This window comes from Niveispirillum sp. (genome assembly GCF_017996735.1).
GTDB lineage: Bacteria > Pseudomonadota > Alphaproteobacteria > Azospirillales > Azospirillaceae > Niveispirillum.
Map to the genome: position 1 here is coordinate 1 of NZ_JAGOGJ010000002.1, position 19,970 is coordinate 19,970.

The following is a 19,970-nucleotide window of genomic DNA, read 5'->3' on the forward strand; positions in this document are numbered from 1 at the left end:
ACACCGTCACCGTCACCATCGCCGCAAAGTAATCCCAAGCCCCATAGGGCACAGCGACTTTCGTCGGGCAGTTCAAGCCTGCTCCCCCGTCCGGGTAACCGGGCGGGGGCTTTTTAATGCGCGCATGGCGCAATGGCCACTTGCTTCGTGAGCGGAGAGTAACCATGATTAGCTCATCACGACCATCTTACGTGGCGTCGTTTCCTTCTGGGCACCAACGTATCACCACTTTGGCGTTAGCATCATCGGCATGGTCGATATGATCGACAGCGCATCGGAATTTGGTGTATCTTTCATTACCGAACACATCGCAGTATTCGATGATTCCATAAATGTAAGCTCTCCAGTCCTCTTGGCGAGCAAGCATCATGGCGATATCCGCAACTGGTCCGGTCGCAAAATATGGCGCATAATAGAATTGCTGTGGCGCAAGCCCAGGCTTAGGCGATGGCTGTCTGTTACCTGTAGGTATCGGATAGCCTAATTTGCCAGCGCTGCTGCTCAACAACATTCTAATATTCCTTGCAGGCGTCTGACCAAGATTCATCACTTTAAAATTCACGACGAAACCACCTGATGGTGGATACTTTACTTCTGAATCCATAACATGAACGTAGGCCCGAAGCTGTTTCTCAGCGGTATTAGAAGCAATTTTATTTGCCTCCTTGGCCGCACGAAAAGCCAATCCGGTAAATATCACCGTGGCAAGCACTCCGACCAAACCCGCGCCGCCTATCCATACACCGGCAAGGGTCCACCGGGCGGACTCATACGCTGCATCCGCCGCCTTCCACTGGGCACAAAGATCGGACCAGCGGTTATCCTCGTTAGGCTTACATGGAGTAGTGTCATAATCACTTTTTATAGGCTCATGCGCCGGAAATGTAGGCCGCCAAACGCGATTATCTATGCTCAAAGGCTCTTGACTACTGTGTGTCTGTTCATTGCCTATATTGTGTATGGGGTTATTCATATCACCATGAGCGAAATGAGCCAAAACACTTAGGAGTGCTAGGCATCCGACAATCGCAAAACAGAGCAGTTTATGACTCGTAGACATTGGATAAAGAACACCTCTGTAAATTTGCCATTAAAGATATTGTCCTTGATTTTTATTTCTGTCTCGCGGATTCCGATGACCGCGAGCTTTTCTGCTGGATCGCGGAGCTAAGGCTCCGGCGTTTCAGTGTGCCCCGGTATTATGGCGCAAACGCCACCACGCCAAGATACCAGCGAATCAGCCATTTTGGTAGTTTTACCGCATGGCAATGTCTCCCGTTCTTCATGGTCTGGTGCGTAAGCGCGGCGAGTTGTCCGGCGAGGTCGCAAAGCTTCGCAGGCAACTGGCGGCTTTACAGTCTGATATTCAGGCCGTGGACCGCTGCCTTGTCATGCTTGGCTACCGGCATGCACCCGAGACGATACGTCCTGTGGAGAAGCGCCCCCGCGTGGCAAGAGACTTCAATGTCACGGCCTTCATCCTTGACGCGCTGAGAGACGCACCAGAGCCCGTGTCATCAGCCGAGATAGCCGGAATGATGATGGATCGCCTGTGTGTGGACGACAGGGGCGATGACGCCATGCGACGGCACATGCTGGTGGTGCTGGGCGGCCTGCGGTCCCTGCGGAAGCGGGGGCTGGTTCAGGATGGGGTGGATGGGTGGCGGATTGCGGATGAGTAGGCGCACCCTTTAATTGCCGCCGATTCTTGAGCTTAAAGCCAAAAAATCATTTAGGCCAATCGTCCGGCCTGCACAAGTATTCCAAAGAGCGCGCGCGCGGCTTCCAGATCGGCGGCTTTAGCCAGAATCTCAAATTTCTTGCCCCTTTCTACGCTGATGAAGTAACCGCCAGGGCCTCCGAGATTGTCATCCTCAATATGCTCGTGATAGGTTTGGTCATGAAGTGGAGACACATATACTGTATCTCCAGAAGCCAGCTTGGCCACAAGGGCGATATCTTCCATGGGCATCTCCTCCAACTTCGGCTTCAACAAGACGCCTGTGTTTACAGTGAATCATATTTCTGAATATCTTACCACTGACGGAGCGCCGCAGCGGACAAAGGTCATTCGCGCGGCAAAGTTCCCTAAAAAAATCGAGATTTCAGCGTATTCTCAAATACGCCAGACCCTTAAGGCGGCGTTGTCGAAGCCATCATTTGATCAGCCTGCTGTTTTGGAACTCGCCGAAAGAATGGCGGCTAGGGCGCGCCGCGAAACCGGCAATGCAAAAGACGAAGCTTTGCGTTGCGAAAGAGCCGTGCGAGCATTCATTGAGACGATACGGCCAAGCTCATTCCGTGGAATGCAGATTGCTCCAGCCCCGACGTCTTTGGCATTTTCTCAGAACGGCGTGCGTCTAAAAGTAACGCTAGATGCGATGATTTCGGCAGAAGTTGGTGATGTAAGCAACAGCGGTGGAGTTGTTCTTCTATATGCGTTCGCGGCAGATCGCGGCTCAATGAAAGCCCGACTTTCAGCGATAACTGGCATGATGCTATGGGCGCTAGAAGGTGGTCAAATGGAGCCGCTGCCACGCTTGTGTATGGCAGTTGACCTTGCCGCTGGCGAAATTGTTAAGGCCAGCGCCGCGCATTCAAGGTTCAGAGCTAAAGTTTCTGAGTCGTGCTTGGAAATCGCTGCACGCTGGGACTCTATTGAACCACCGGATGATTATGACGGGCCAGATTGGCATTGAAACTGAATTTCCTGATTAAGCCGCCTTCCGCTGCCACCGGCCCGTGAAGTCCACGGACGGCGCATTCTTCGTCACTAGCCCAACGACGCGGTTGAACAGGCTGCCGTTGGGCTGGCGGCGATGATCTTCGCGGAACCCCATCTCGGCGGCATAGCGGTTCAGGTACACGTCGCTGATCTTGTGATGCTGGCCCCATTCGGCGCGGCGCATGCGGGAAAAGAAGCTCTCGGCCATGTTGGTGCAAGCGTCGTCGTGGCTGTACGCGATGCTGTGGTTGACCTGCTTGACGCGGAACTTGGTGCGCAGGCTCTCCCACGTCGCGGCTTCGTCGGTGTGAACGACAGTGCCCTTAGCGACGCGGCCTTTGATGAAGTCAACCGACGCATCTTCGCTGGGGAACACGGCGGTGACGGTGCGGCCATCGCGCTCGCGGATCGCGACCACGACCTTGCGCTTGCCGTTCTGGTTAGCGGCCAAACGACGGTCAACCCGGTCTTCCTTGCGGTTCTCAGGGCGGATGTGTCCACCCGTGTACATGCCGTCCACTTCAACGGTCTTGCCCTCACCGCCGATCACAGCGCCCTTCATTTCTGACGCCATGGCCTCCCGCATCTTGTGGCACAGCACCCAGGCGGCCTTGTACGACACGTCCAGATCACGGCCCATCTGCAACGCGCTGATGCCCTTCACGGCATTCACGAACAACACGACGGCGGCCAGATAGTCGCGGATCGACAGCTTGTGATACGCGAACAGGGTCCCGCTGGTCGGGCTGAAATCCTTCCGGCAAGCAGCACAACGGAAGCGCGGAGTCGCACCGCGCGTCACGTCATAGCAGCGATCATGGCCGCATTTCGGGCACACAGGAGCGCCATCCGTCTCCGGCCAGCGGATGCGCTGAAACACCTTCCACGCATCCGCGTCCGTCAGGGACATCACAGCCTTCAGGCTGATCGTCCGTGCGGCGCTGGAAAGGAGGAAGTGTTGAGACACCGCTGACACCATCGTTTGCGTTACTCACGTAACGAATATGATGACACTACACATCATTGTCAATTGCAAAAGTATCGCGTATGATGATGTCCGTAACATATTAGAGGGTATCATGAAGACCGAAGAAGAATGGGCCGATGAAGTGAAGCGGATGTTGCGCGCCGAGATGACGAGGCGCGGCGTGACATATGAGGAATTAGCATCCAGGCTTGCTGCCGTTGGCGCGCCTGATACGGTCGTTAACCTTCGGAACAAGGTAGCGCGCGGCAAGTTCTCAGCGGTTTTCCTTGTCCAATGCCTTGATGTTCTTGGGTGCAAGAGCCTGCATCTACAATCCGAATAGCCGGACCACACCTCGTGTTGGTCCGGCATATCGAGTTGCGGATTATGTCAAGGCAATCATGGCCGCAGTAGCCAGCCCTTATGCCAACCTATGGATATCTCAGCGTGATCTTGGATATCGGCGGAAATGCTTTCGCACATGTTCAATCCGCCCATACCTACGACGCCGATATGCAGAAACGCTAACCATAGTTGTTCTCCACATGATGAAGAACCCCTTGATTCTGCGCACGGATTCGCTGATACTGCCCACCGTGGAATGGTGGAGCAGTTCGGCTGTGTGTGCAGCCCTGTCCTCAGCGTGTGGGGTTCTAGGCCACCGCTTAGGGGCCATCCAATTAGACGGCCCAGGGATGTAGGAGTCCCTGGGCCGTCGTCTTTGGACAGCATCATCTGCAATGAATAACTGATGGGGAACGATTCTTCAATGATTCGCATGTCTTGCAAAGTAATCCCGCATCAAACAAGAAAATACAGACTTTGTTTATTTTTATCTTATTGTGATTTATGAAGTACTTCCTAAGACATTGATTCAAATGGCTATTTGTAATGGCGCGTCCATATGACATCGCATGGCGATCATAGCCATGAGAATTTAATCAGTCAGGTATGCCGCCGATGGCCTGGGCTGCGGCGATCTCACGGAAAACCTCCAGGCCATCGGAATCCAAGAGACAGAACTGAACATTAAGAACAAGATCAGCCGTGGTGGGTTCACGGCATGCATTCATGCTGGCGACGATGAAGACCATAGGGTGCGCGACGATAAGGGTTTAGGATGACTACTGGTGGCCGGAACATTCAGAGATTATCTGATCGCAAATCTGCTCAATCCGTATGCGATCTACATTTACGGCCTTAAGCGCTTCCCCGTAAACAAATGCACTTTTCTCCATGCCACCGGAACGAAATTTTATGGATTCTTCCCAAAGCTTCAGAAGCTTTGGTGGTAGTTTATTAAAAATAACCTTTAATTCTTTGTCATTTATAATCGCCAACTCTATTCCACATTCATTTTCTTGAAGTGAATCAATATATTCATGTGAATTTTTGGCTCCAAGTGCATTATTTATCATTGATGACAATGATAATCTTATTTTTTTGGAAGCATCAAGTCTTTCTTTTGAAAACTTCCACTCATGAATTATACGATTCTTTTCTGAAATAGCTTTTTCCGCTATCTCTTTCTGCTCCCTCCACATTAGGTATCTGGACGAAACCAGCCAAATCCCGATAGTAAAGCCTATCGCCATACCGGCTACCCATGGATACCATGAGGCTTCGGTGATTGGTGCGATCCAACTCATCACACCCTCCAGGCGCTTGGAGGGGTTATCATAAATACCGTGTACCTTGGCCAATTCGACAAAGAACGTAGTAATAAGATCAAGCGCAATGGCGGCGCAGATTGCGGCCATTCCACGTCTGATCCATTTCCATAGTTCGCCACTGTGCATAGGTGCGATAGTGCCAGAAGGCGACCGGCGTAAATAGCGGATTCAGCGCTCATATCACGCCTCCCCGCCGGTTTGCGGGGCTGGTGGCGTTTGCGCCATAAGGCCGGTGTGCCCTGATCCGCGCCGGACGCGCATTGACGGAATATATCCTATATCGGATGATTTATCGCCAAATCATCCAAAGGACCCGTGTCATGCGCTTTCTTGATCTGTTGGGCCGTCTGGCCCGTATTCCGCCACCCTATCCCGATCTGCCGGATGTGATCCTGCGCGAACTGGATATGCAGACCCGCGACACGCTGGAGGGGGTGGCCCGCCATCACCGCCGGCCTTTTTCGTTTCGAATTCATCCGATATCGGAACTGACGGAATACAGGGACAGATTGTTCGTTGCAACCTTCCCGTCCTTGAGCGATAAATCCCTCTGAACCCTTCCTGCCACCCCCCAGCCAAGAGGAGAAATTTTCCATGGATAATTTGTTCAATCGTACCGGTACCAAGCGTGGGCACGGCCTGCGCGGGTCCGGTTTTGTAATGACCGCACGACAAATCCCTCTCAATCAACAAACGATCTTCCGAACAATCGAGGGCAGAGATGAGCTTCTTCATGTCGTTGGGCAGCGGCCCGAAATTCTTCTTTGAACTTACCGCGCGGCCCCATCGGGACGCCCCACGCACGCGCGGCTGCGAAGTCCGGCGCGAGAATGGCGAAACCCTGATCTGGCTTGGCCGCCTCCATGTGATTTATACGCCGGGCCGTTGGCGCCCGGTGGCCAGGGGACCCACAAACGATGGCCGTCACCATGATGCCTACCAATCCAGGGACCGCCGCATGGCATCCTGAAACGCTGGACCCACTGGTCCGCGTGCTGGAAGCGCTCCGTACACTGGACCCCGACCTGCCCATCCAATATGCGCTGTCATTCCTGACCATCGCGCAGAATGAAGGCCTGTCGATCCGTGACCTGTCGGAGCGTCTGGGCATCGCCCAATCGTCCGCGTCCCGCAACGTGGCCGCCTTGTCGAAGTGGCACAGCTTCGGCAAGGCGGGCCATGATCTGGTGCAGGCGGAGGAAGATCCGCGCGAACGCCGCCGCAAGATCATCACCCTGACCGACAAGGGCCGCGAACTGGCAGCACAGCTATCAGAGCTGATCCAGCCCCATAACCGCCCCACCCTGCGCCGCACCGCCTGATCCGCAATCGGGGGCGGCCAGCCGCCGGCGTCTGGCGCCATGTATAGCCGGATGGTCAGACGCCGCGCTGATACGCCGCCAGGAAAACCCGGACGGCCGCGTCCACCCGGGCGCGGCGTTCATCCTCCCCCATCGGGGGCAGAACGCCCAACAGGCCGCGCAACTGCACATGACCGTTCAGCAGGCCGAAAAAATGCTCGGCGGCCAGCATCGGGTCCGGCACGCTGAGCCGCCCCTCATCATGCTGGCGCTTCAGATAGGCGGCGATCCGGCCCAGCGAGACGGCGGGACCCGTCTGATAGAAGTGCCGGGCCATCTCCGTCCCCGTGCCGGCCGATAGCAGGGTGCGCAGCAGGCAGTTCAACTGCCCGCCAGCCATCAGATCCAGGAAACGCTGGCCCACATTGGTCATCACCTCCGCCACGGGGCGGGCGGGATCGGCCATGGTGACGGGCTCCGTCATCCGTTCCGACCGGCGCACCACCATGGCATCGAACAACCGGTCCTTGGCGGCGAAATGCTTGTAGATGGTCTGTTTGGAGACGCCGGCCATCTCCGCCACCCGGTCCATGCTGGCCGCATAGCCCTCCTCAGCGAAGACGGTTTCGGCGGCGTCCAGGATGGCGTCGCGCTTGGCCATGTCCAGCGGCCGTCCGGCGCCCCGGCGTCCTTCTCTTGTGTCATCCGCCATCACGCTTACCGACATCATCCTCTCCTCGACTTCCCATACCAGAGGTCAACGTCTTGACCCCTGGTATCCGCGCCGACCGGCGCGGCGGCGGTCCGTGCCGCCGAAGCCAATAAATTCCGACATGCCGGAATCTATTGGCATTGATATCAATGCCCGCCCAGATCCGCGGCTCCGCGCATGACGGGCCGCTTGACGAAGGGCAGGGTCAGCAACGCCAGGGTAAAGACCACCCCCATGGCCAGGAACAGGTCGGAGAAGGTCATCACCGTCGCCTGTTTCTGGATCGTGGCGGCCAGCAGGGGCAGCCCGGCCGTGGCCGGATCGGCACCCGTGGCGTCGGCCACCCGGCTTCCGACCTGAGCGAGATAGTTCTGCACCTCAACCCTTGTCGGATCGATCCAGTCATAAAGCACCCGGCCATGCAGGGCCATACGCTCCGTGATCAGGGTGTTGATACCGGCCAGCCCGAAGGCACCGCCCAGATTGCGCATCAGGTTGAACAGGCCCGACGCGTTGGGCACCTGATGCGCCGGCAGCGTGCCCATGGCCAGCGACGTAATGGGGATGATGCAGAACATCAAGCCCGCGCCACGGATCATCTGCGGCACCAGCAACTGGTCGAACTGCCAGTCGGCGGTGACGGGGACGGAGATATAGAAACTGGTGGCCAGCAGGGTGAAACCGATGGCCAGCACCTTGCGCACATCCATCTTGGACGACAGCATGCCGGCGATGGGCGACGACAGGAACTGGCAGATGCCCGTCACCACCATGGTGGACCCGATCTGCTGTGCGTTCAGCCCGCGCACCTGCCCCAGATAGAGCGGCAGCATATAGACCGAGCCATAGAGCCCGATGCCGATGATGAAGCCATAGATCGAGCCCATGGCGAAGTTCACATTGCGCAGGGCCTTCAGGTCGACGATGGGCTTGTCATAGGTCAGGACACGCCAGAAGAAGCCGATCCCGGCCACCAGTGCCAGCAGGGCAAAATTGCGGATCGTCGCATCCTGGAACCATTGTTCCCGGGCCCCTTCCTCGATCACATAATCCAGGCTGGCCAGGAACAGGGCCATCAGCGCGATGCCGGGCAGGTCGATGCCCTTCAGCAGGGAAAAGTTCGGCTTGTCGATATCGATGCAGTTCCAGACGATGGTGGCCACCGCCAGGCCCGGCACCAGATTGATCATGAACAGCCAGTGCCAGGAGAACTGTTCCGTCAGGAAGCCGCCCAGCGTGGGCCCCACCGTCGGGCCCAGCGTCGCCACCAGCCCGATCACCACCGTCACCGGTCCGCGCCGGGCCGGCGGGAAGGCGGTGAAGCTGGTCGCGAAGACGGTCGGGATCATGCCGCCGCCGATGAAGCCCTGCAAAGTGCGCCACAGGACCAGTTCATCCAGGGAAGAGGACTGGGCGCAGAGCATGCTGGTCAGGGTGAAGCCCAGCGCCGCCACGGTGAACAACACACGTGTGGACAGAAGCCGCGTCAGATATCCCGAGAGCGGGATCATCACCACTTCGGCGATCAGATAGCTGGTCTGGACCCAGACGATCTCATCGGCGCTGGCCGCCACGCCCGCCTGGATCTGGCGCAGGCTGCTGGCCACGATCTGGATATCCAGGATGGCCATGAACATGCCGAAGACCATGGCGACAAAGCCGACCAGGGTCCGCTTTGATATGCCGGCCGTGACGGATGGCGGCGGGGCCGGGGCGGCGTCCAGGGTAGCGGCGGCACTCATGGCCGCACCGCCACCTGCTGGGGAATACCGGTATCGGCCTTGGCAATGCCGATCAGATCACGGCCGCCATTGCGGGTATCAACACTGACCTCCACCGACAGGCCGGGGCGCAGGCGACCGGCCAGCGGCCCCTCCTTGGGCAGGGCGATGCGCACCGGCACGCGCTGCACGATCTTGGTGAAATTGCCGGTGGCGTTTTCCGGCGGCAGCAGGCTGAATTGCGCGCCCGATGCCGGGGACAGGCTGTCGATCCGGCCCGTCACCACCTGCCCCGGATAGGCATCGATGGACAGTTCCACCGGCTGGCCCACGCGCAGGTGCCCGATCTGGGTTTCCTTGAAATTCGCGGTGACATAGGCGTCCTGGACGGGCACCAGGGACATGAGCTGCGATCCGGCCTTCACGAACTGCCCCACGCGCGCGCCGGAGCTGCCGACCACACCGGCGATGGGCGCGCGGATCACGCTCTTATCCAGGTCGTTCTGCGCCAGTTCCAGCGCGGCCCCGGCTTCCTCCAGCGCGGCCAGCGCCTTTGTCCGCTCGGTCGACAGGACCGACAACTGGTCGCGTTCCGCCGTCACGGCGGCCAGCGCCTTGGCCAGGGCGGCACCGGCCTTCTGTGCATCCGCCTGGGTGGTGGACAGTTTCTGCTGGCTGGCAAATTCGCTCTTGGCCAGCGCGGTATAGCGCTGGGCATCGGCCCCGGCGCGGCGCTGCTCGGCCTGGGCGGCGGCGACATTGGCCTCCGCCTGCCGGATCAGGGCGGCTTCCAGGGTCAGGCGGCTGTCGATATTGGCGATGGATGCCGCGGCGGAGTCCCGGCGGGCACGCGCCTGGTCAACCTTGGCCCGCAGGTCGCGATCGTCCAGGCGTACCAGCACCTCACCCGCCTGCACCATCTGGTTTTCCACCACCTCCACCGCAGCGACATGGCCTTCGACACGCGGGCTGATCATCGTAATGTCAGCCTCGATATAGGCATTGTCCGTCGTCTGCTGAAACCGGGACACCGACCACCAGTGCCAGCCACCATAGGTACCGGCAAGCAGCAGCGGCACGGCGAGGGTCAGGGCGATCTTTCTGTTCATGGGTATGGTCTCGGCTGGCAATTACGGAACTGGGTAGTCCAGTTTTGTGATGAAGGTGCGCCCTGTCCGCCTGACGGTCAATGCAATTAATGGACTGGATAGTTCCATAATATTGAAACCTGTCATGCCCTACCCGCATGGTCACATGCAGGCGCTTGCCTGTTGCCGGGGATTGGCGTTCTACTGCCCGCGATGTGGGGCATCACGGGGCATGGGTATGACGGGCGCGGATCAACAACGCCGGGCGTTGCTACGACTGGGCGCAGGCGGTTTGGCCGCCACCTTGCTGTGCTTGCCTGCGCTGGCGGAAGAAGGGGGCGACCCGATCCTGGATGATCCGAAGCTGCGCTTCATCAATATCCCGCCGCTGCTGCTGCCGGGGCGGGAAAAATTCGCCTTCATCCGCATCGTCATGCGGCTGGTGGTCCGCCGCACAGAGAAGCTGCCGGTGGAATCGGCCCTGGTGAACGATTATATGCCCCGCATCGTGGGATTGCTGACCGAACAATTGCCCGAGGACCCCAACCTGACCCGCAAGGCGGGGCCGAACGACCTGCAGGCCGTCAAACAGCATGTGCGCGACCTGGCCAACACCATCATCGGTCAGCCCGTTATTGAGGATGTGCTGATCGTCAGTTTCCTGACGGGCTGATGTTCCCTGCCCCTTCGCGGGGGAAGACGGCCGGGGCACGGCCGACCCTGCTCCATATGAACCTTACGCCCTCTGACCCAGCATGCCGCGCAGCCGGTACAGGGCGTCCAGCGCCTCACGCGGGGTCAGCTCATCCGGGTTGATCCCACGCAGTTCCGCTTCGACGATCGATGGTTCCGGTTCCGAAACAACCTGTCGCGGGGCCGGCTTCTGGGCCATGGCCGCGAACAGGGGCAGGTCATCGGCAAGCCGGCTGGCGGCACTGGCCTGGTCGCCATTCTCCAGGATTTGCAACACCTGTTCCGCACGCGAAATGACAGCGGGCGGCAGGCCCGCCAACCGCGCGACATGGATGCCATAGGACCGGTCGGCCGCCCCCGCCGCCACCTCATGCAGGAAGATGACGTCGCCCTTCCATTCCTTGATGCGCATCGTGTGACAGGACAGGTCGGGCAGCTTGCCCGACAGGGCCGTCAGTTCATGGTAATGCGTGGCGAACAGGCCGCGACAGCGGGCCATCTCATGCAGATGCTCAACACAGGCCCAGGCGATGGACAGGCCGTCGAAGGTGGCGGTACCGCGCCCGATCTCGTCCAGGATCACCAGGGAATGGCGGGTGGCCTGGTTCAGGATGGTGGCCGTCTCCACCATCTCCACCATGAAGGTGGAACGGCCACGCGCCAGATCGTCGGCCGCCCCCACGCGGCTGAACAGCTTGTCCACGGTCCCGATGCGGGCCGACCGGGCGGGGACATAGCTGCCCATCTGCGCCAGGACGGCGATCAGGGCGTTCTGGCGCAGGAAGGTCGATTTACCGGCCATGTTGGGACCGGTCAGCAGCCACAGGCGCTGTCCGGGCGACAGGTCGCAATCATTGGCCACGAACGGCCCGCCACCCTGTTCGGTCAGCGCCTGTTCGACCACGGGGTGGCGACCGCCATGCACATCGAAGGACAGGTCATTGGCCATTTCCGGGCGGCACCAGCCGGCATCGACGGCCAGATCGGCCAGCGCCGCCGTCACGTCCAGCGTGGCCAGCGCCCGCGCGGTGGTGGCGATGGGGTTGGCCACGGCGATGACGGCCGCCACCAACTGCCCGAAAATCTCCAGTTCCAGGGCCAGCGACCGGTCGCCCGCCTCCGCCACCTTACGCTCCAGTTCCGACAGGGCCACGGTGGTGAAGCGCACGGCGCCCGCCATGGTCTGGCGATGGATAAAATCGGCGCGATGCTTCTCCGACATCAGCTTGTCGGCATGGACGGCCGTCACCTCGATATAATAGCCCAGCACATTATTGTGCCGGATCTTCAGGGACGCGATGCCCGTGGCATCCACATATTGCGCCTGCAGGTTGGCGATATGGCGCCGGCTGTCGTCGCGCAGCGCCCGCAATTCATCCAGCGGCGCCGAATAACCGGCGGCCACGAACCCGCCATCGCGCGCCAGCAGCGGCAGATCGGCGCCCAGCGCCCGCGACAACAGGCCGATCAGCGCCTCGTGGTCCGCCCCCTGCCCGCCGCCAAGCCCGTCCACCACCCGGACCAGACCCACCGGCAGCGGCGGGGCGATGCCGCCGGCGCCATAGGCCAGGCGCCCGCGCAGGGACACGGCGCGTTCCAGCGCGTCGCGCACGGCGGCCAGATCGCGTGGGCTGCCCCGATCCAGCGTCAGACGCGTGAGAGCCCGTTCCACATCGGGCGTGCGGCGCAATTCCTCGCGGATATCGATACGCATCGCCGTCTCACCGGCCAGATAGGCCACCATGTCCAGGCGGCGGTCGATACGCGCCGGATCGGTCAGCGGGGCCGACAGGCGCCCGGCCAGCAGACGCGCCCCCGCCCCCGTCACGGTGCGATCGATGGCGGCCAGCAGGCTGCCCTTGCGGTCCCCGGTCAGGGTGCGGGTCAGTTCCAGATTGCGGCGGGTGGCGGGGTCGATCTCCATCACCTGACCGGCGGCCAGACGGCGCGGCACGTCGAACCGGGGCAGGCGGCCCTTTTGTGTCAGTTCCACATAATCGACCAGGGCGCCGGCCGCCGCTACCTCCGCCCGGGTGAAGCTGCCGAAGGCATCCAGGGTGCCGACATTGTACAGCGACAAAAGACGCTTGCGCCCATTCTCGCTGTCAAAGCGCGCATTGGGCTGGATGGTCAGGCGCGAGCGCCATTCATCCCAGAGCGGCGACAGTTCCTCTGTCTGGCTCAACCGGTCGGGCAGCAGCAATTCCCCCGGCGACAGGCGGGCCAGGACCGACGGAAGGTTGGCGCGCTCCACGGGGCACAGGGTCAACTCCCCCGTGGACAGGTCCAGCCAGGCAAGGCCGCCCTCTCCCCCCGCCTCGGCCAGGGCGGCCAGGTAATTGTTGGATTTGGCATCCAGCAGCCCGTCTTCCGTGATGGTGCCGGGGGTGACGACACGCACCACGTCACGCCGGACCACGGATTTGCTGCCGCGCTTCTTGGCCTCCGCCGGGTCCTCGGTCTGTTCGCAGATGGCGACGCGGAAACCCGACCGGATCAGGCGGGACAGATATTGTTCATGGGAATGGACGGGCACGCCGCACATGGGGATATCCTCCCCCTGATGCTGGCCGCGCCGTGTCAGGGTGATGTCCAGCGCGCCAGCGGCCTGCACCGCGTCGTCGAAGAACAGCTCGTAGAAATCCCCCATCCGGTAGAACAGCAGCGACCCGGGATGCTGACGCTTGATCTCCAGATACTGCGCCATCATGGGCGAAACGGGGCTGTCGGTGCGGGTGCTGCTGTTGTCGGTCACGGGGTCGGTCACAGGGCTGCCGGAAGGATCGCGGCACCCTAGCACCGGCGGTGCCGCGCCTCAAAGCGTCAGTACCGACGCCTCGAAACTGACCAGTTCATCGGCCACCACCTCATCCGTGGGGCGCAGAAGGGGGCTGGACTGGCGGCGCATGGACGATCCTGACGCCCCGCACAGCAGCATGTCGACACGATCGGGCTGGTTCGACAAGGGCAGGATGACGGCATCCAGGCGCAACCGGCCACGCCGCGTGTTCAGTACGGCCGTTGTGGCCACGGGGCAGGCCTGCCGGCTGGCCCGGTCCATCCAATGGCGCCAATGGTCGCCCAGATGCGCGGGCCAGGACTGGCGCAGGGTGGTCCCCGTCAGGGCGCGGCCGAACAACCCGTCCAATCCCGTGCCCACCAGCCGGTACCGGTAATCATCCGCCAACACGTCCAGCAGCATGATCCAAGGCAGCAGATGCTGGATCTGCGCCGGGTCCAGATGATGACGGTCGGGCGCCAGGCGGTCGGCGCCGCGCAGCACCGCCCAATAATCGACAAGGCCCCGCAGGCGCGGATCGGAAACCGCGTCGATGCCGGTCATGGCCATGTCGGGCATATAGGCGACACCACTCACATCCCACCCCGAACTGGTGCCGGCGGATCACCGGCCGGCACCAGCCTACGCCGTCAGACGTAAAGAAAGCCTTATCTGACCCCCAGCAGCGGCTGCAGGACGCGCACCCGCCGCGCCAGCTCATAGGTGGCAAAGCAACCGGCCACGGTCAGGGCGATGATCAACAGCGACTCGGCAGCAACCGGCAGGTCCAACGGCGTCAGAGAATGGCCGATCACCACGATCAAAGTCTGGTGGATGATATAGAAGGGAAAAACCCCGACCGACAGATAGCGTAACAAGGGCGTGGAGCGGTTCAGATGCCGGCGGGCAAAACCCAGCACGGCCAGGATCATGGCCCATTGCTGCACACCATAGGCCACGCGGGATGCGATATGCAGCAGCGGCGCCGGATCGGGGGCGCCATCACGCCAGTAGGTGGAGCCGTACCAGGCATAGAACGCCCAGGCGGCCAGTGCGATCAGCAGGCTGGTCCAGCGCTTCGCCGACAGAAGGTCGAACAGGGCAACATTGCGCGCGATGGCATAGCCCAGCAGGAAAACCCCGAAGCTGACGGCGTGATTGTACCAGTCCCAGACCAGATTATGGGTCACGGGGAACCGGTCGATCAGGGTCAGGCGCAGCAGGACCAGCACCAGCATGGGCAGCAGCAGGACGGCCCAAGGGACCCGCGTCCAGACCCCCTGACCCAGAAGCAGCAGGAAACGCCCGCCGCCCAGCATCAAAAAGCCCGCCAGCAGGCCCGTATAGACCAGCAGATAGGCCACGAACCACATATGGTTCCAGGTGGGCAGGATCAGGCAATCATCCCCACGGCAGAAGCTTTGATCAAAGGACAGGTAACGGCCATAGAAGGCCAGGAACCCATCGGCGTAATTGATCTTTTCAACCACCTCGAAATAGGGCTGGGGCACGACCAGCACGGCCATGACAAACAGCAGCGGCAGGCCCAGGCGCCCCAGGCGCGAGCGTGCCAGTTCCCCCGGCCCCATGCGATCGGCCATGAAACGGGTGGCCACGCCGGAAATCAGGAACAGCAGCGACAGGCGCCAGGGGTTGGACAGCCACATCAGCGGCTCTATCGTATGACCCACATGCCGGCTCTTCACATGCCAGTCCCAGGTCACATAGAACATGCCGACATGATAAAGGATCAGCAGGCCAAAGGCGCCCACCCGGACCCAGTCCAGGAAAGGCAGACGCTGGCCGTTGGCGGAAGGAACGGGTGGAACAGGGCTTGTCGTCGTCATCATCTTCATCTCGGGATCGGGAAACGGCTGCCGGCCCCCGCTTCTGGCCCTGGCGCCCGCGTGCCGCCAAGGGGACGGGGACGGATGGAACCGGCCGTGACGCGGCCGGGACGAACGGCGCGCGTCCCGTGACGAACGGCATGGGCGGCTGGCGCCCCTATCTGGCCCTGGTGCCGCTGACCCTGCTGTTCGCGACGGTCAACATGTTCTCCGCCTGGGATGAACGACGGCATGGCTGGCCCGTCTGGCTGCCCGCGCTGACGGAATTCAGCAGCGCCATCGCCATCCTGTGCCTGTGCTGGATACCGGGCTGGGTCCTGGGGCGCGCCCCCCTGGCCCCGCCCTGGGGCCGGGTGTGGGCCCTGCACCTGCCCGCCATCATGGTGTTCAGCCTGTTGCACAGCGTGGGCATGGCCCTGCTGCGCAACGGCACCACGATGCTGCTGGACCTGGATTACCGGTTCAACCTGTCCATTCCCGTCCTGATCTATGAGGGGCGGAAGGACATGATGACCTATCTGCTGGTCTGTCTGGTCTATCTGCTGTTCGGCCATGGCCGCGCGCCACCTGCCGCTGCCGCACCCGCCGGGCCCGCCCCCGCGGCCCCGATGCCCGCTTCCCCGGCGGACAGCCCGGCCCTGTTCGATATCCGCGACGGGTCCCGCCTGTGGCGCGTGGCCGTGACGGAGATCATGGCGGCCCGATCGGCCGGCAATTATGTGGAATTCGTGCTGGCCGATGGCAAGCGCCCGCTGATGCGCGCCACCCTGACCCAGGTGACAGAGGCCTTGTCGGCGCATGGCTTGCTGCGCACCCACCGGTCCTGGCTGGTCAACCGCACCCATGTGCGGACACTGGCGCCGGAAGGTTCCGGCGATTACGCCCTGACCCTGACGGACGGTACCACCGTCCCCCTGTCGCGCCGTTTCCCCGACGCGCTGGAAACGCTCAAATCGTCGTGACCTGCGCCAGCAGGGCGCGCGCACCGGCCTCCACCATGTCCAGCACCTCCACAAACCCCTCGGCCCCGCCATAATAGGGGTCGGGCACGTCGCGGCCGCGCCAGGGGGCGGGGGCGAAGTCGCTGAACAGGGCCAGCCGCGCCGCCGAGCCCGGTGGCGCCAGACGGCGCATGATCTCCAGATGACCGCGATCCATGGCCAGGATCAGGTCGAACCGCTCGAAATCCGCAACCACCAGCTTGCGCGCCCGTAAACGCGACAGGTCGTATCCACGGGTGCGGGCGGCGCGGACGGTGCGCGGGTCCGGCCCGTCCCCGATATGGTATCCATGGGTCCCCGCACTATCGACCAGCACATCCAGGCCGGCATCTTCCACCAGCTTGCGGAAAACCCCATCGGCGGTGGGGGAGCGACAGATATTGCCGGTACAGACGAACAGCACGGAGCGCATGGCGGTATGGGACGGTTGGTTGCAGGATCGATGAAGATTTCATAGCAGGACGGGACCCCCTTGTCCCCTGCCCCGACCCCATGCCACCCTGCGGCCCGGCTCTCCCACCTTTCCGCCGTCGGGTTCCCCCATGGTTGATGCGCATCTGAAACGCCTTTTGCAGGGATTACGGCCCGATGCCGGCCTGGTCGTGCTGACCGGCGCCGGGATCAGCCGGGAATCGGGGCTGCACACGTTCCGCGACGCCGACGGCATCTGGGCTCAGGTCCGGCTGGAGGAGGTGGCGACGCCCCAGGCCTTTGCCCGCGACCCTGCGCGGGTCCAGGGTTTCTACAATGCCCGGCGCCGCGCCGTGCTGGACCCGTCGGTTGGCCCCAACGCGGCGCATGACGCCCTGGTGCGGCTGGAAAACGGCTGGCGCGGTCCCTTTCTTCTGGTCACGCAGAATGTCGATGACCTGCATGACCGGGCGGGATCATCCCGATTGCTGCCCATGCATGGCGCGTTGCTGAAGATCCGCTGCACCGCCTGCGACCGCATCACCCGCTTCACGGGCGATCTGGAAACGGGCGCGACCTGTCCCGATTGCGGCGCGGGGGGAAGCCTGCGGCCGCATATCGTCTGGTTCGGGGAAATGCCGTTATTCATGGAAGAGATCGGGGAGGCCCTGGCCGATGCCGGCCTGTTCATCGCCATCGGCACCTCGGGCACCGTCTACCCCGCCGCGGGCTTCGCGGCCGAGGCGCGGGCTCATGGGGCCATCACCCTGGAAATCAATATGGAGGAAACGGGTGGGCGGTTCGATGGCGGGCTTTATGGTCCTGCCACCCACACCGTCCCCGCCCTGGTCGATTTTCTGCTGAAGGAGGTCCGATGAACAACATCACCGTTATACCGTCCGATCCGACGGCGCCCGACGCCCGCGCCCTGATCGCCGCCCTGGACCATTATCTGGGGCAATTATACCAGCCGGAGGATAACCACCTGCTGGACCCCGAACAGCTCAAGGCACCGGACATCCGGTTCCTGCTGGCCCGCCGCGATGGCCGGGCCGTCGGCTGCGGCGCCCTGCGCATCGACCCGTCGGGCTATGGGGAGATCAAGCGCATGTATGTCGACCCCATCCATCGCGGGCGCGGCATCGCCAGTTCCATCATGGCCGGGCTGGAACAGCAGGCCCGCGCCGAGGGGTTGGGACTGCTGAAGCTGGAAACCGGCACTCTCCAGCGCGAGGCGGTGGGGCTTTACCGCCGGCTGGGCTTCACCGATTGCGGTGCCTTCGGGGATTATCCCTGCGGCGGCGATGCCAGCATTTTTATGGAGAAAAAGCTTTGATCCCGACGCCCCTTCCCACCCGCCTTCGACTGGTCCATAGTGCGGTCAAAATTGACAGCGCTATCAATAATGGGAGGGACAGCATGAAGGACAGGACGCGGCGGGTGGGTCTGGGGCTGGCGACGGCTTTGCTGTTGTTGATGACGGGCGGTATGGACGCTGGTGCCGCAGAGCCGGACCCGAAGCTGGAAGCCATTCTGGCCGGTGACCCGGACTACCGGCCACAGCGCCTGGTGCTGACCGATATTCCCGCCGCCACCGGGCCGGCCGTCCATCTGCTGAACGGCCGCGACCTGTCGGACTGGGATATCTGGCTGGGCTATCCGGACCCTGCCGTCACCTATATCAACAAGACGGCCAAGCCCATTGGGGCGCGGCCCGGCGGCGACCCGATGTTCACCCTGGTGACGCTGGAAGGGGAGCCGACCCTGCGCGTGGATGGCACCACCTGGGGTTCCATCGTCCATCGCGGCAGCTTCAGTGACTATCACCTGCGGCTGGAATTCAAATGGAGCGGCAAGCGCCATGCGCCGCGCCTGGACCTGCCGGAAAATAACGGCCTGCTCTACCATTCCTTCGTCACGCCGGGCACGGTCTACGGCACCTGGATGCCATCGGTGGAGTTCGAGATCATGCGGGGATCGACCGGCATGGTGGTGCCCGTCGGCACCATGGTGAAGCCGGTGACCGACGCCGCGCGCGACCGTTCCCTGATCGACCCGCAGCGCCGCTTCATGGTCGGCGGCCGTCCCGTCACGGTGGAGGCCCCGGCCTGGAATGTCGAGGCCGCCACCGATGCCGAACGGCCGGTTGGTGAATGGAACGTGCTGGACCTCTATGTCCTGGGGGACAGGTCCATCCATGTCGTGAACGGGGTTCCGGTCATGGAACTGCGCGACCTGTCCATCCTGCAGGCGGACGGTTCACGCACGCCCCTGACACGCGGCCATATCCAGTTCCAATCGGAAGGGGCAGAAACCTTTTTCCGCCGCATCACGCTGGAACCCATCACAAGGCTTCCGAAAATCAGCGCGCAATAATACCGGCGGACGCAGCATTACCATCGGTCAAGAATTTGACCGATGGTATCATACCAATCTGCCGAGGATTTGACCCTTGGCAGATTGGAGGCCGGCGACTGCCGGCCCGGCACCGCGTGGTGCCGTAAGCCAAGCCGCCGGATGGCGGCGCCGGGCGTCTGAGGCAACACGCAATCTTCCTGGATCGGTCGCGATCAAGGAAGATTGGCATAACAAAGCCGGCTGGAGGCCGGCATCACAGCAAATCCGGCCGATCCGGTCCCGGCAGAGCAATGCGGCCCAGAAAAGCCTCCAGCCGTTGCCACAGCACGCTGATCTGCTGGGCCGAGCGCGCGTCGAAATGCCGGAGCATCTGCATCGTCGCATCATCCAGCCGCGGATAGGCCATCAGTAACCCGTCCGCCTCCCCCGCCGGCGCGCGGGCATAAAGGCGGAACTGCAAGGCATTGATCACGAAGAAGGCCAGCAGCGCCACGAATCCGGCCTTGTCCTCCAGAAAGAATGTCGGGCATTCGACATAGGCCGCGTCGGGCACCATACCGGTCCAGGTCGCCTCCGGGACCACCAGACAATTGACCGGCAGTTCACACGCGGCAAGGCCCCGCGAGAGATCCCGCGGGGCCGCCTGTATGCGCCAGATGAGGCCGGAGCCGCCCTGTGCCGGGATCATGCTCCG

At 61.9% G+C, this 19,970-nt stretch carries 25 protein-coding genes; 12 read left to right on the forward strand and 13 right to left on the reverse strand.

The window, feature by feature from the left end; translation table 11 throughout:
* Positions 1-187 precede the first annotated feature (187 nt).
* Both KBA48_RS00995 and KBA48_RS32980 read right to left on the reverse strand, forming a co-directional pair.
* The gene (locus tag KBA48_RS00995) at positions 188-1,060 is read right to left on the reverse strand and encodes a hypothetical protein (protein WP_292902882.1); all 873 of its coding nucleotides are present in this window, start codon (positions 1,058-1,060) and stop codon (positions 188-190) included.
* A complete protein-coding gene (locus tag KBA48_RS32980; RefSeq protein WP_367273800.1) occupies positions 1,012-1,137 on the reverse strand; it encodes a DUF6471 domain-containing protein in 126 nt (41 codons plus the stop codon). The genes KBA48_RS00995 and KBA48_RS32980 overlap by 49 nt, the downstream gene beginning before the upstream one ends.
* A 398-nt stretch (positions 1,138-1,535) precedes the next feature.
* Here KBA48_RS32980 and KBA48_RS01000 point away from each other — a divergent pair, with 398 nt between their 5' ends.
* Positions 1,536-1,682 (forward strand): hypothetical protein, encoded by a 147-nt coding sequence (locus KBA48_RS01000; RefSeq protein ID WP_292902884.1) that lies wholly within the window; start codon positions 1,536-1,538, stop codon positions 1,680-1,682.
* 50 nt (positions 1,683-1,732) lie between these two features.
* On the opposite strand, the gene KBA48_RS01005 is transcribed toward KBA48_RS01000, so the two are convergent.
* Positions 1,733-1,966: a hypothetical protein gene (locus KBA48_RS01005; protein ID WP_292902886.1), complete on the reverse strand. Its 234-nt coding sequence runs from the start codon at positions 1,964-1,966 to the stop codon at positions 1,733-1,735.
* Between KBA48_RS01005 and KBA48_RS01010 the strand changes: the two genes are divergently transcribed.
* Positions 1,965-2,699 (forward strand): hypothetical protein, encoded by a 735-nt coding sequence (locus KBA48_RS01010; RefSeq protein ID WP_292902888.1) that lies wholly within the window; start codon positions 1,965-1,967, stop codon positions 2,697-2,699. The genes KBA48_RS01005 and KBA48_RS01010 overlap by 2 nt on opposite strands.
* A 15-nt stretch (positions 2,700-2,714) precedes the next feature.
* On the opposite strand, the gene KBA48_RS01015 is transcribed toward KBA48_RS01010, so the two are convergent.
* On the reverse strand, positions 2,715-3,692 hold the full coding sequence (locus tag KBA48_RS01015; RefSeq protein ID WP_292903132.1) for an IS1595 family transposase: 978 nt from the start codon (positions 3,690-3,692) through the stop codon (positions 2,715-2,717).
* 112 nt (positions 3,693-3,804) lie between these two features.
* On the opposite strand from KBA48_RS01015, the gene KBA48_RS01020 reads away from it, so the two are divergent.
* Positions 3,805-4,035: a DUF6471 domain-containing protein gene (locus tag KBA48_RS01020; protein WP_292902890.1), complete on the forward strand. Its 231-nt coding sequence runs from the start codon at positions 3,805-3,807 to the stop codon at positions 4,033-4,035.
* 622 nt (positions 4,036-4,657) lie between these two features.
* On the forward strand, positions 4,658-4,816 hold the full coding sequence (locus KBA48_RS32985) for a DUF6471 domain-containing protein (protein ID WP_367273801.1): 159 nt from the start codon (positions 4,658-4,660) through the stop codon (positions 4,814-4,816).
* Here KBA48_RS32985 and KBA48_RS01025 read toward each other — a convergent pair whose 3' ends face one another.
* Positions 4,817-5,452, reverse strand: coding sequence for a hypothetical protein (locus KBA48_RS01025; RefSeq protein ID WP_292902892.1), 636 nt, complete (start codon positions 5,450-5,452; stop codon positions 4,817-4,819).
* A 173-nt stretch (positions 5,453-5,625) separates the two neighbouring features.
* Between KBA48_RS01025 and KBA48_RS01030 the strand changes: the two genes are divergently transcribed.
* The 3 genes from KBA48_RS01030 (at position 5,626) to KBA48_RS01040 (ending at position 6,687) form a co-directional block, all read left to right on the forward strand.
* On the forward strand, positions 5,626-5,919 hold the full coding sequence (locus tag KBA48_RS01030) for a hypothetical protein (protein ID WP_292902894.1): 294 nt from the start codon (positions 5,626-5,628) through the stop codon (positions 5,917-5,919).
* A gap of 40 nt (positions 5,920-5,959) precedes the next feature.
* Complete coding sequence (locus tag KBA48_RS01035) at positions 5,960-6,133, forward strand: hypothetical protein (protein WP_292902896.1); 174 nt, start codon at positions 5,960-5,962, stop codon at positions 6,131-6,133.
* A 149-nt stretch (positions 6,134-6,282) separates the two neighbouring features.
* Positions 6,283-6,687: a MarR family transcriptional regulator gene (locus tag KBA48_RS01040; protein ID WP_292902898.1), complete on the forward strand. Its 405-nt coding sequence runs from the start codon at positions 6,283-6,285 to the stop codon at positions 6,685-6,687.
* Positions 6,688-6,742: 55 nt separating this feature from the next.
* Here KBA48_RS01040 and KBA48_RS01045 read toward each other — a convergent pair whose 3' ends face one another.
* From KBA48_RS01045 to KBA48_RS01055, 3 genes are all read right to left on the reverse strand, one after another.
* Positions 6,743-7,396, reverse strand: coding sequence for a TetR/AcrR family transcriptional regulator (locus KBA48_RS01045; RefSeq protein WP_292902900.1), 654 nt, complete (start codon positions 7,394-7,396; stop codon positions 6,743-6,745).
* 128 nt (positions 7,397-7,524) lie between these two features.
* Positions 7,525-9,120: a DHA2 family efflux MFS transporter permease subunit gene (locus tag KBA48_RS01050; RefSeq protein WP_292902902.1), complete on the reverse strand. Its 1,596-nt coding sequence runs from the start codon at positions 9,118-9,120 to the stop codon at positions 7,525-7,527.
* Positions 9,117-10,208, reverse strand: a complete 1,092-nt coding sequence (locus KBA48_RS01055; protein ID WP_292902904.1) for an HlyD family secretion protein — start codon at positions 10,206-10,208, stop codon at positions 9,117-9,119. The genes KBA48_RS01050 and KBA48_RS01055 overlap by 4 nt, the downstream gene beginning before the upstream one ends.
* Positions 10,209-10,425: 217 nt before the next feature.
* On the opposite strand from KBA48_RS01055, the gene KBA48_RS01060 reads away from it, so the two are divergent.
* Entirely contained in the window at positions 10,426-10,860 is a 435-nt protein-coding gene (locus KBA48_RS01060; protein ID WP_292902906.1) for a hypothetical protein, read from the forward strand.
* 63 nt (positions 10,861-10,923) lie between these two features.
* Here KBA48_RS01060 and mutS read toward each other — a convergent pair whose 3' ends face one another.
* The 3 genes from mutS to KBA48_RS01075 form a co-directional block, all read right to left on the reverse strand.
* Positions 10,924-13,590 (reverse strand): DNA mismatch repair protein MutS, encoded by a 2,667-nt coding sequence (gene mutS / locus KBA48_RS01065; RefSeq protein WP_292903134.1) that lies wholly within the window; start codon positions 13,588-13,590, stop codon positions 10,924-10,926.
* A gap of 105 nt (positions 13,591-13,695) precedes the next feature.
* The gene (locus KBA48_RS01070) at positions 13,696-14,256 is read right to left on the reverse strand and encodes a PAS domain-containing protein (protein WP_292902907.1); all 561 of its coding nucleotides are present in this window, start codon (positions 14,254-14,256) and stop codon (positions 13,696-13,698) included.
* A 71-nt stretch (positions 14,257-14,327) separates the two neighbouring features.
* Complete coding sequence (locus KBA48_RS01075; RefSeq protein WP_292902909.1) at positions 14,328-15,509, reverse strand: acyltransferase family protein; 1,182 nt, start codon at positions 15,507-15,509, stop codon at positions 14,328-14,330.
* A gap of 125 nt (positions 15,510-15,634) precedes the next feature.
* On the opposite strand from KBA48_RS01075, the gene KBA48_RS01080 reads away from it, so the two are divergent.
* Complete coding sequence (locus tag KBA48_RS01080) at positions 15,635-16,468, forward strand: LytTR family DNA-binding domain-containing protein (protein WP_292902911.1); 834 nt, start codon at positions 15,635-15,637, stop codon at positions 16,466-16,468.
* Here KBA48_RS01080 and KBA48_RS01085 read toward each other — a convergent pair.
* On the reverse strand, positions 16,455-16,919 hold the full coding sequence (locus KBA48_RS01085; RefSeq protein WP_292902913.1) for a low molecular weight protein-tyrosine-phosphatase: 465 nt from the start codon (positions 16,917-16,919) through the stop codon (positions 16,455-16,457). The genes KBA48_RS01080 and KBA48_RS01085 overlap by 14 nt on opposite strands.
* A gap of 130 nt (positions 16,920-17,049) precedes the next feature.
* On the opposite strand from KBA48_RS01085, the gene KBA48_RS01090 reads away from it, so the two are divergent.
* The 3 genes from KBA48_RS01090 to KBA48_RS01100 all read left to right on the forward strand — a co-directional run bounded on the left by KBA48_RS01090 (position 17,050) and on the right by KBA48_RS01100 (position 19,294).
* On the forward strand, positions 17,050-17,796 hold the full coding sequence (locus KBA48_RS01090) for an NAD-dependent deacylase (protein WP_292902915.1): 747 nt from the start codon (positions 17,050-17,052) through the stop codon (positions 17,794-17,796).
* Positions 17,793-18,254: a GNAT family N-acetyltransferase gene (locus tag KBA48_RS01095; protein WP_292902917.1), complete on the forward strand. Its 462-nt coding sequence runs from the start codon at positions 17,793-17,795 to the stop codon at positions 18,252-18,254. Before KBA48_RS01090 ends, KBA48_RS01095 begins: the two co-directional genes overlap by 4 nt.
* An 83-nt stretch (positions 18,255-18,337) precedes the next feature.
* Entirely contained in the window at positions 18,338-19,294 is a 957-nt protein-coding gene (locus KBA48_RS01100) for a DUF1080 domain-containing protein (protein ID WP_292902918.1), read from the forward strand.
* 235 nt (positions 19,295-19,529) lie between these two features.
* Here the strand turns inward: KBA48_RS01100 and KBA48_RS01105 are convergent, their stop codons facing one another.
* Entirely contained in the window at positions 19,530-19,964 is a 435-nt protein-coding gene (locus KBA48_RS01105) for a hypothetical protein (protein WP_292902919.1), read from the reverse strand.
* Positions 19,965-19,970: the final 6 nt, after the last annotated feature.

Bases quoted from the DNA above. Each gene is read 5' to 3' on its own strand.
- KBA48_RS01025 (WP_292902892.1), bottom strand. From the start codon at position 5,452: ATGGCCGCAATCTGCGCCGCCATTGCGCTTGATCTTATTACTACGTTC.
- KBA48_RS01075 (WP_292902909.1), bottom strand. From the start codon at position 15,509: ATGATGACGACGACAAGCCCTGTTCCACCCGTTCCTTCCGCCAACGGC.
- KBA48_RS01060 (WP_292902906.1), top strand. From the start codon at position 10,426: ATGACGGGCGCGGATCAACAACGCCGGGCGTTGCTACGACTGGGCGCA.
- KBA48_RS01105 (WP_292902919.1), bottom strand. From the start codon at position 19,964: ATGATCCCGGCACAGGGCGGCTCCGGCCTCATCTGGCGCATACAGGCG.
- KBA48_RS01005 (WP_292902886.1), bottom strand. From the start codon at position 1,966: ATGGAAGATATCGCCCTTGTGGCCAAGCTGGCTTCTGGAGATACAGTA.
- KBA48_RS01085 (WP_292902913.1), bottom strand. From the start codon at position 16,919: ATGCGCTCCGTGCTGTTCGTCTGTACCGGCAATATCTGTCGCTCCCCC.
- KBA48_RS01095 (WP_292902917.1), top strand. From the start codon at position 17,793: ATGAACAACATCACCGTTATACCGTCCGATCCGACGGCGCCCGACGCC.
- KBA48_RS01020 (WP_292902890.1), top strand. From the start codon at position 3,805: ATGAAGACCGAAGAAGAATGGGCCGATGAAGTGAAGCGGATGTTGCGC.
- KBA48_RS01055 (WP_292902904.1), bottom strand. From the start codon at position 10,208: ATGAACAGAAAGATCGCCCTGACCCTCGCCGTGCCGCTGCTGCTTGCC.
- KBA48_RS01045 (WP_292902900.1), bottom strand. From the start codon at position 7,396: ATGATGTCGGTAAGCGTGATGGCGGATGACACAAGAGAAGGACGCCGG.
- KBA48_RS01010 (WP_292902888.1), top strand. From the start codon at position 1,965: ATGGGCATCTCCTCCAACTTCGGCTTCAACAAGACGCCTGTGTTTACA.
- KBA48_RS01000 (WP_292902884.1), top strand. From the start codon at position 1,536: ATGATGATGGATCGCCTGTGTGTGGACGACAGGGGCGATGACGCCATG.
- KBA48_RS01040 (WP_292902898.1), top strand. From the start codon at position 6,283: ATGGCCGTCACCATGATGCCTACCAATCCAGGGACCGCCGCATGGCAT.
- KBA48_RS01100 (WP_292902918.1), top strand. From the start codon at position 18,338: ATGAAGGACAGGACGCGGCGGGTGGGTCTGGGGCTGGCGACGGCTTTG.
- KBA48_RS01050 (WP_292902902.1), bottom strand. From the start codon at position 9,120: ATGAGTGCCGCCGCTACCCTGGACGCCGCCCCGGCCCCGCCGCCATCC.
- mutS (WP_292903134.1), bottom strand. From the start codon at position 13,590: ATGATGGCGCAGTATCTGGAGATCAAGCGTCAGCATCCCGGGTCGCTG.
- KBA48_RS00995 (WP_292902882.1), bottom strand. From the start codon at position 1,060: ATGTCTACGAGTCATAAACTGCTCTGTTTTGCGATTGTCGGATGCCTA.
- KBA48_RS01090 (WP_292902915.1), top strand. From the start codon at position 17,050: ATGGTTGATGCGCATCTGAAACGCCTTTTGCAGGGATTACGGCCCGAT.
- KBA48_RS01035 (WP_292902896.1), top strand. From the start codon at position 5,960: ATGGATAATTTGTTCAATCGTACCGGTACCAAGCGTGGGCACGGCCTG.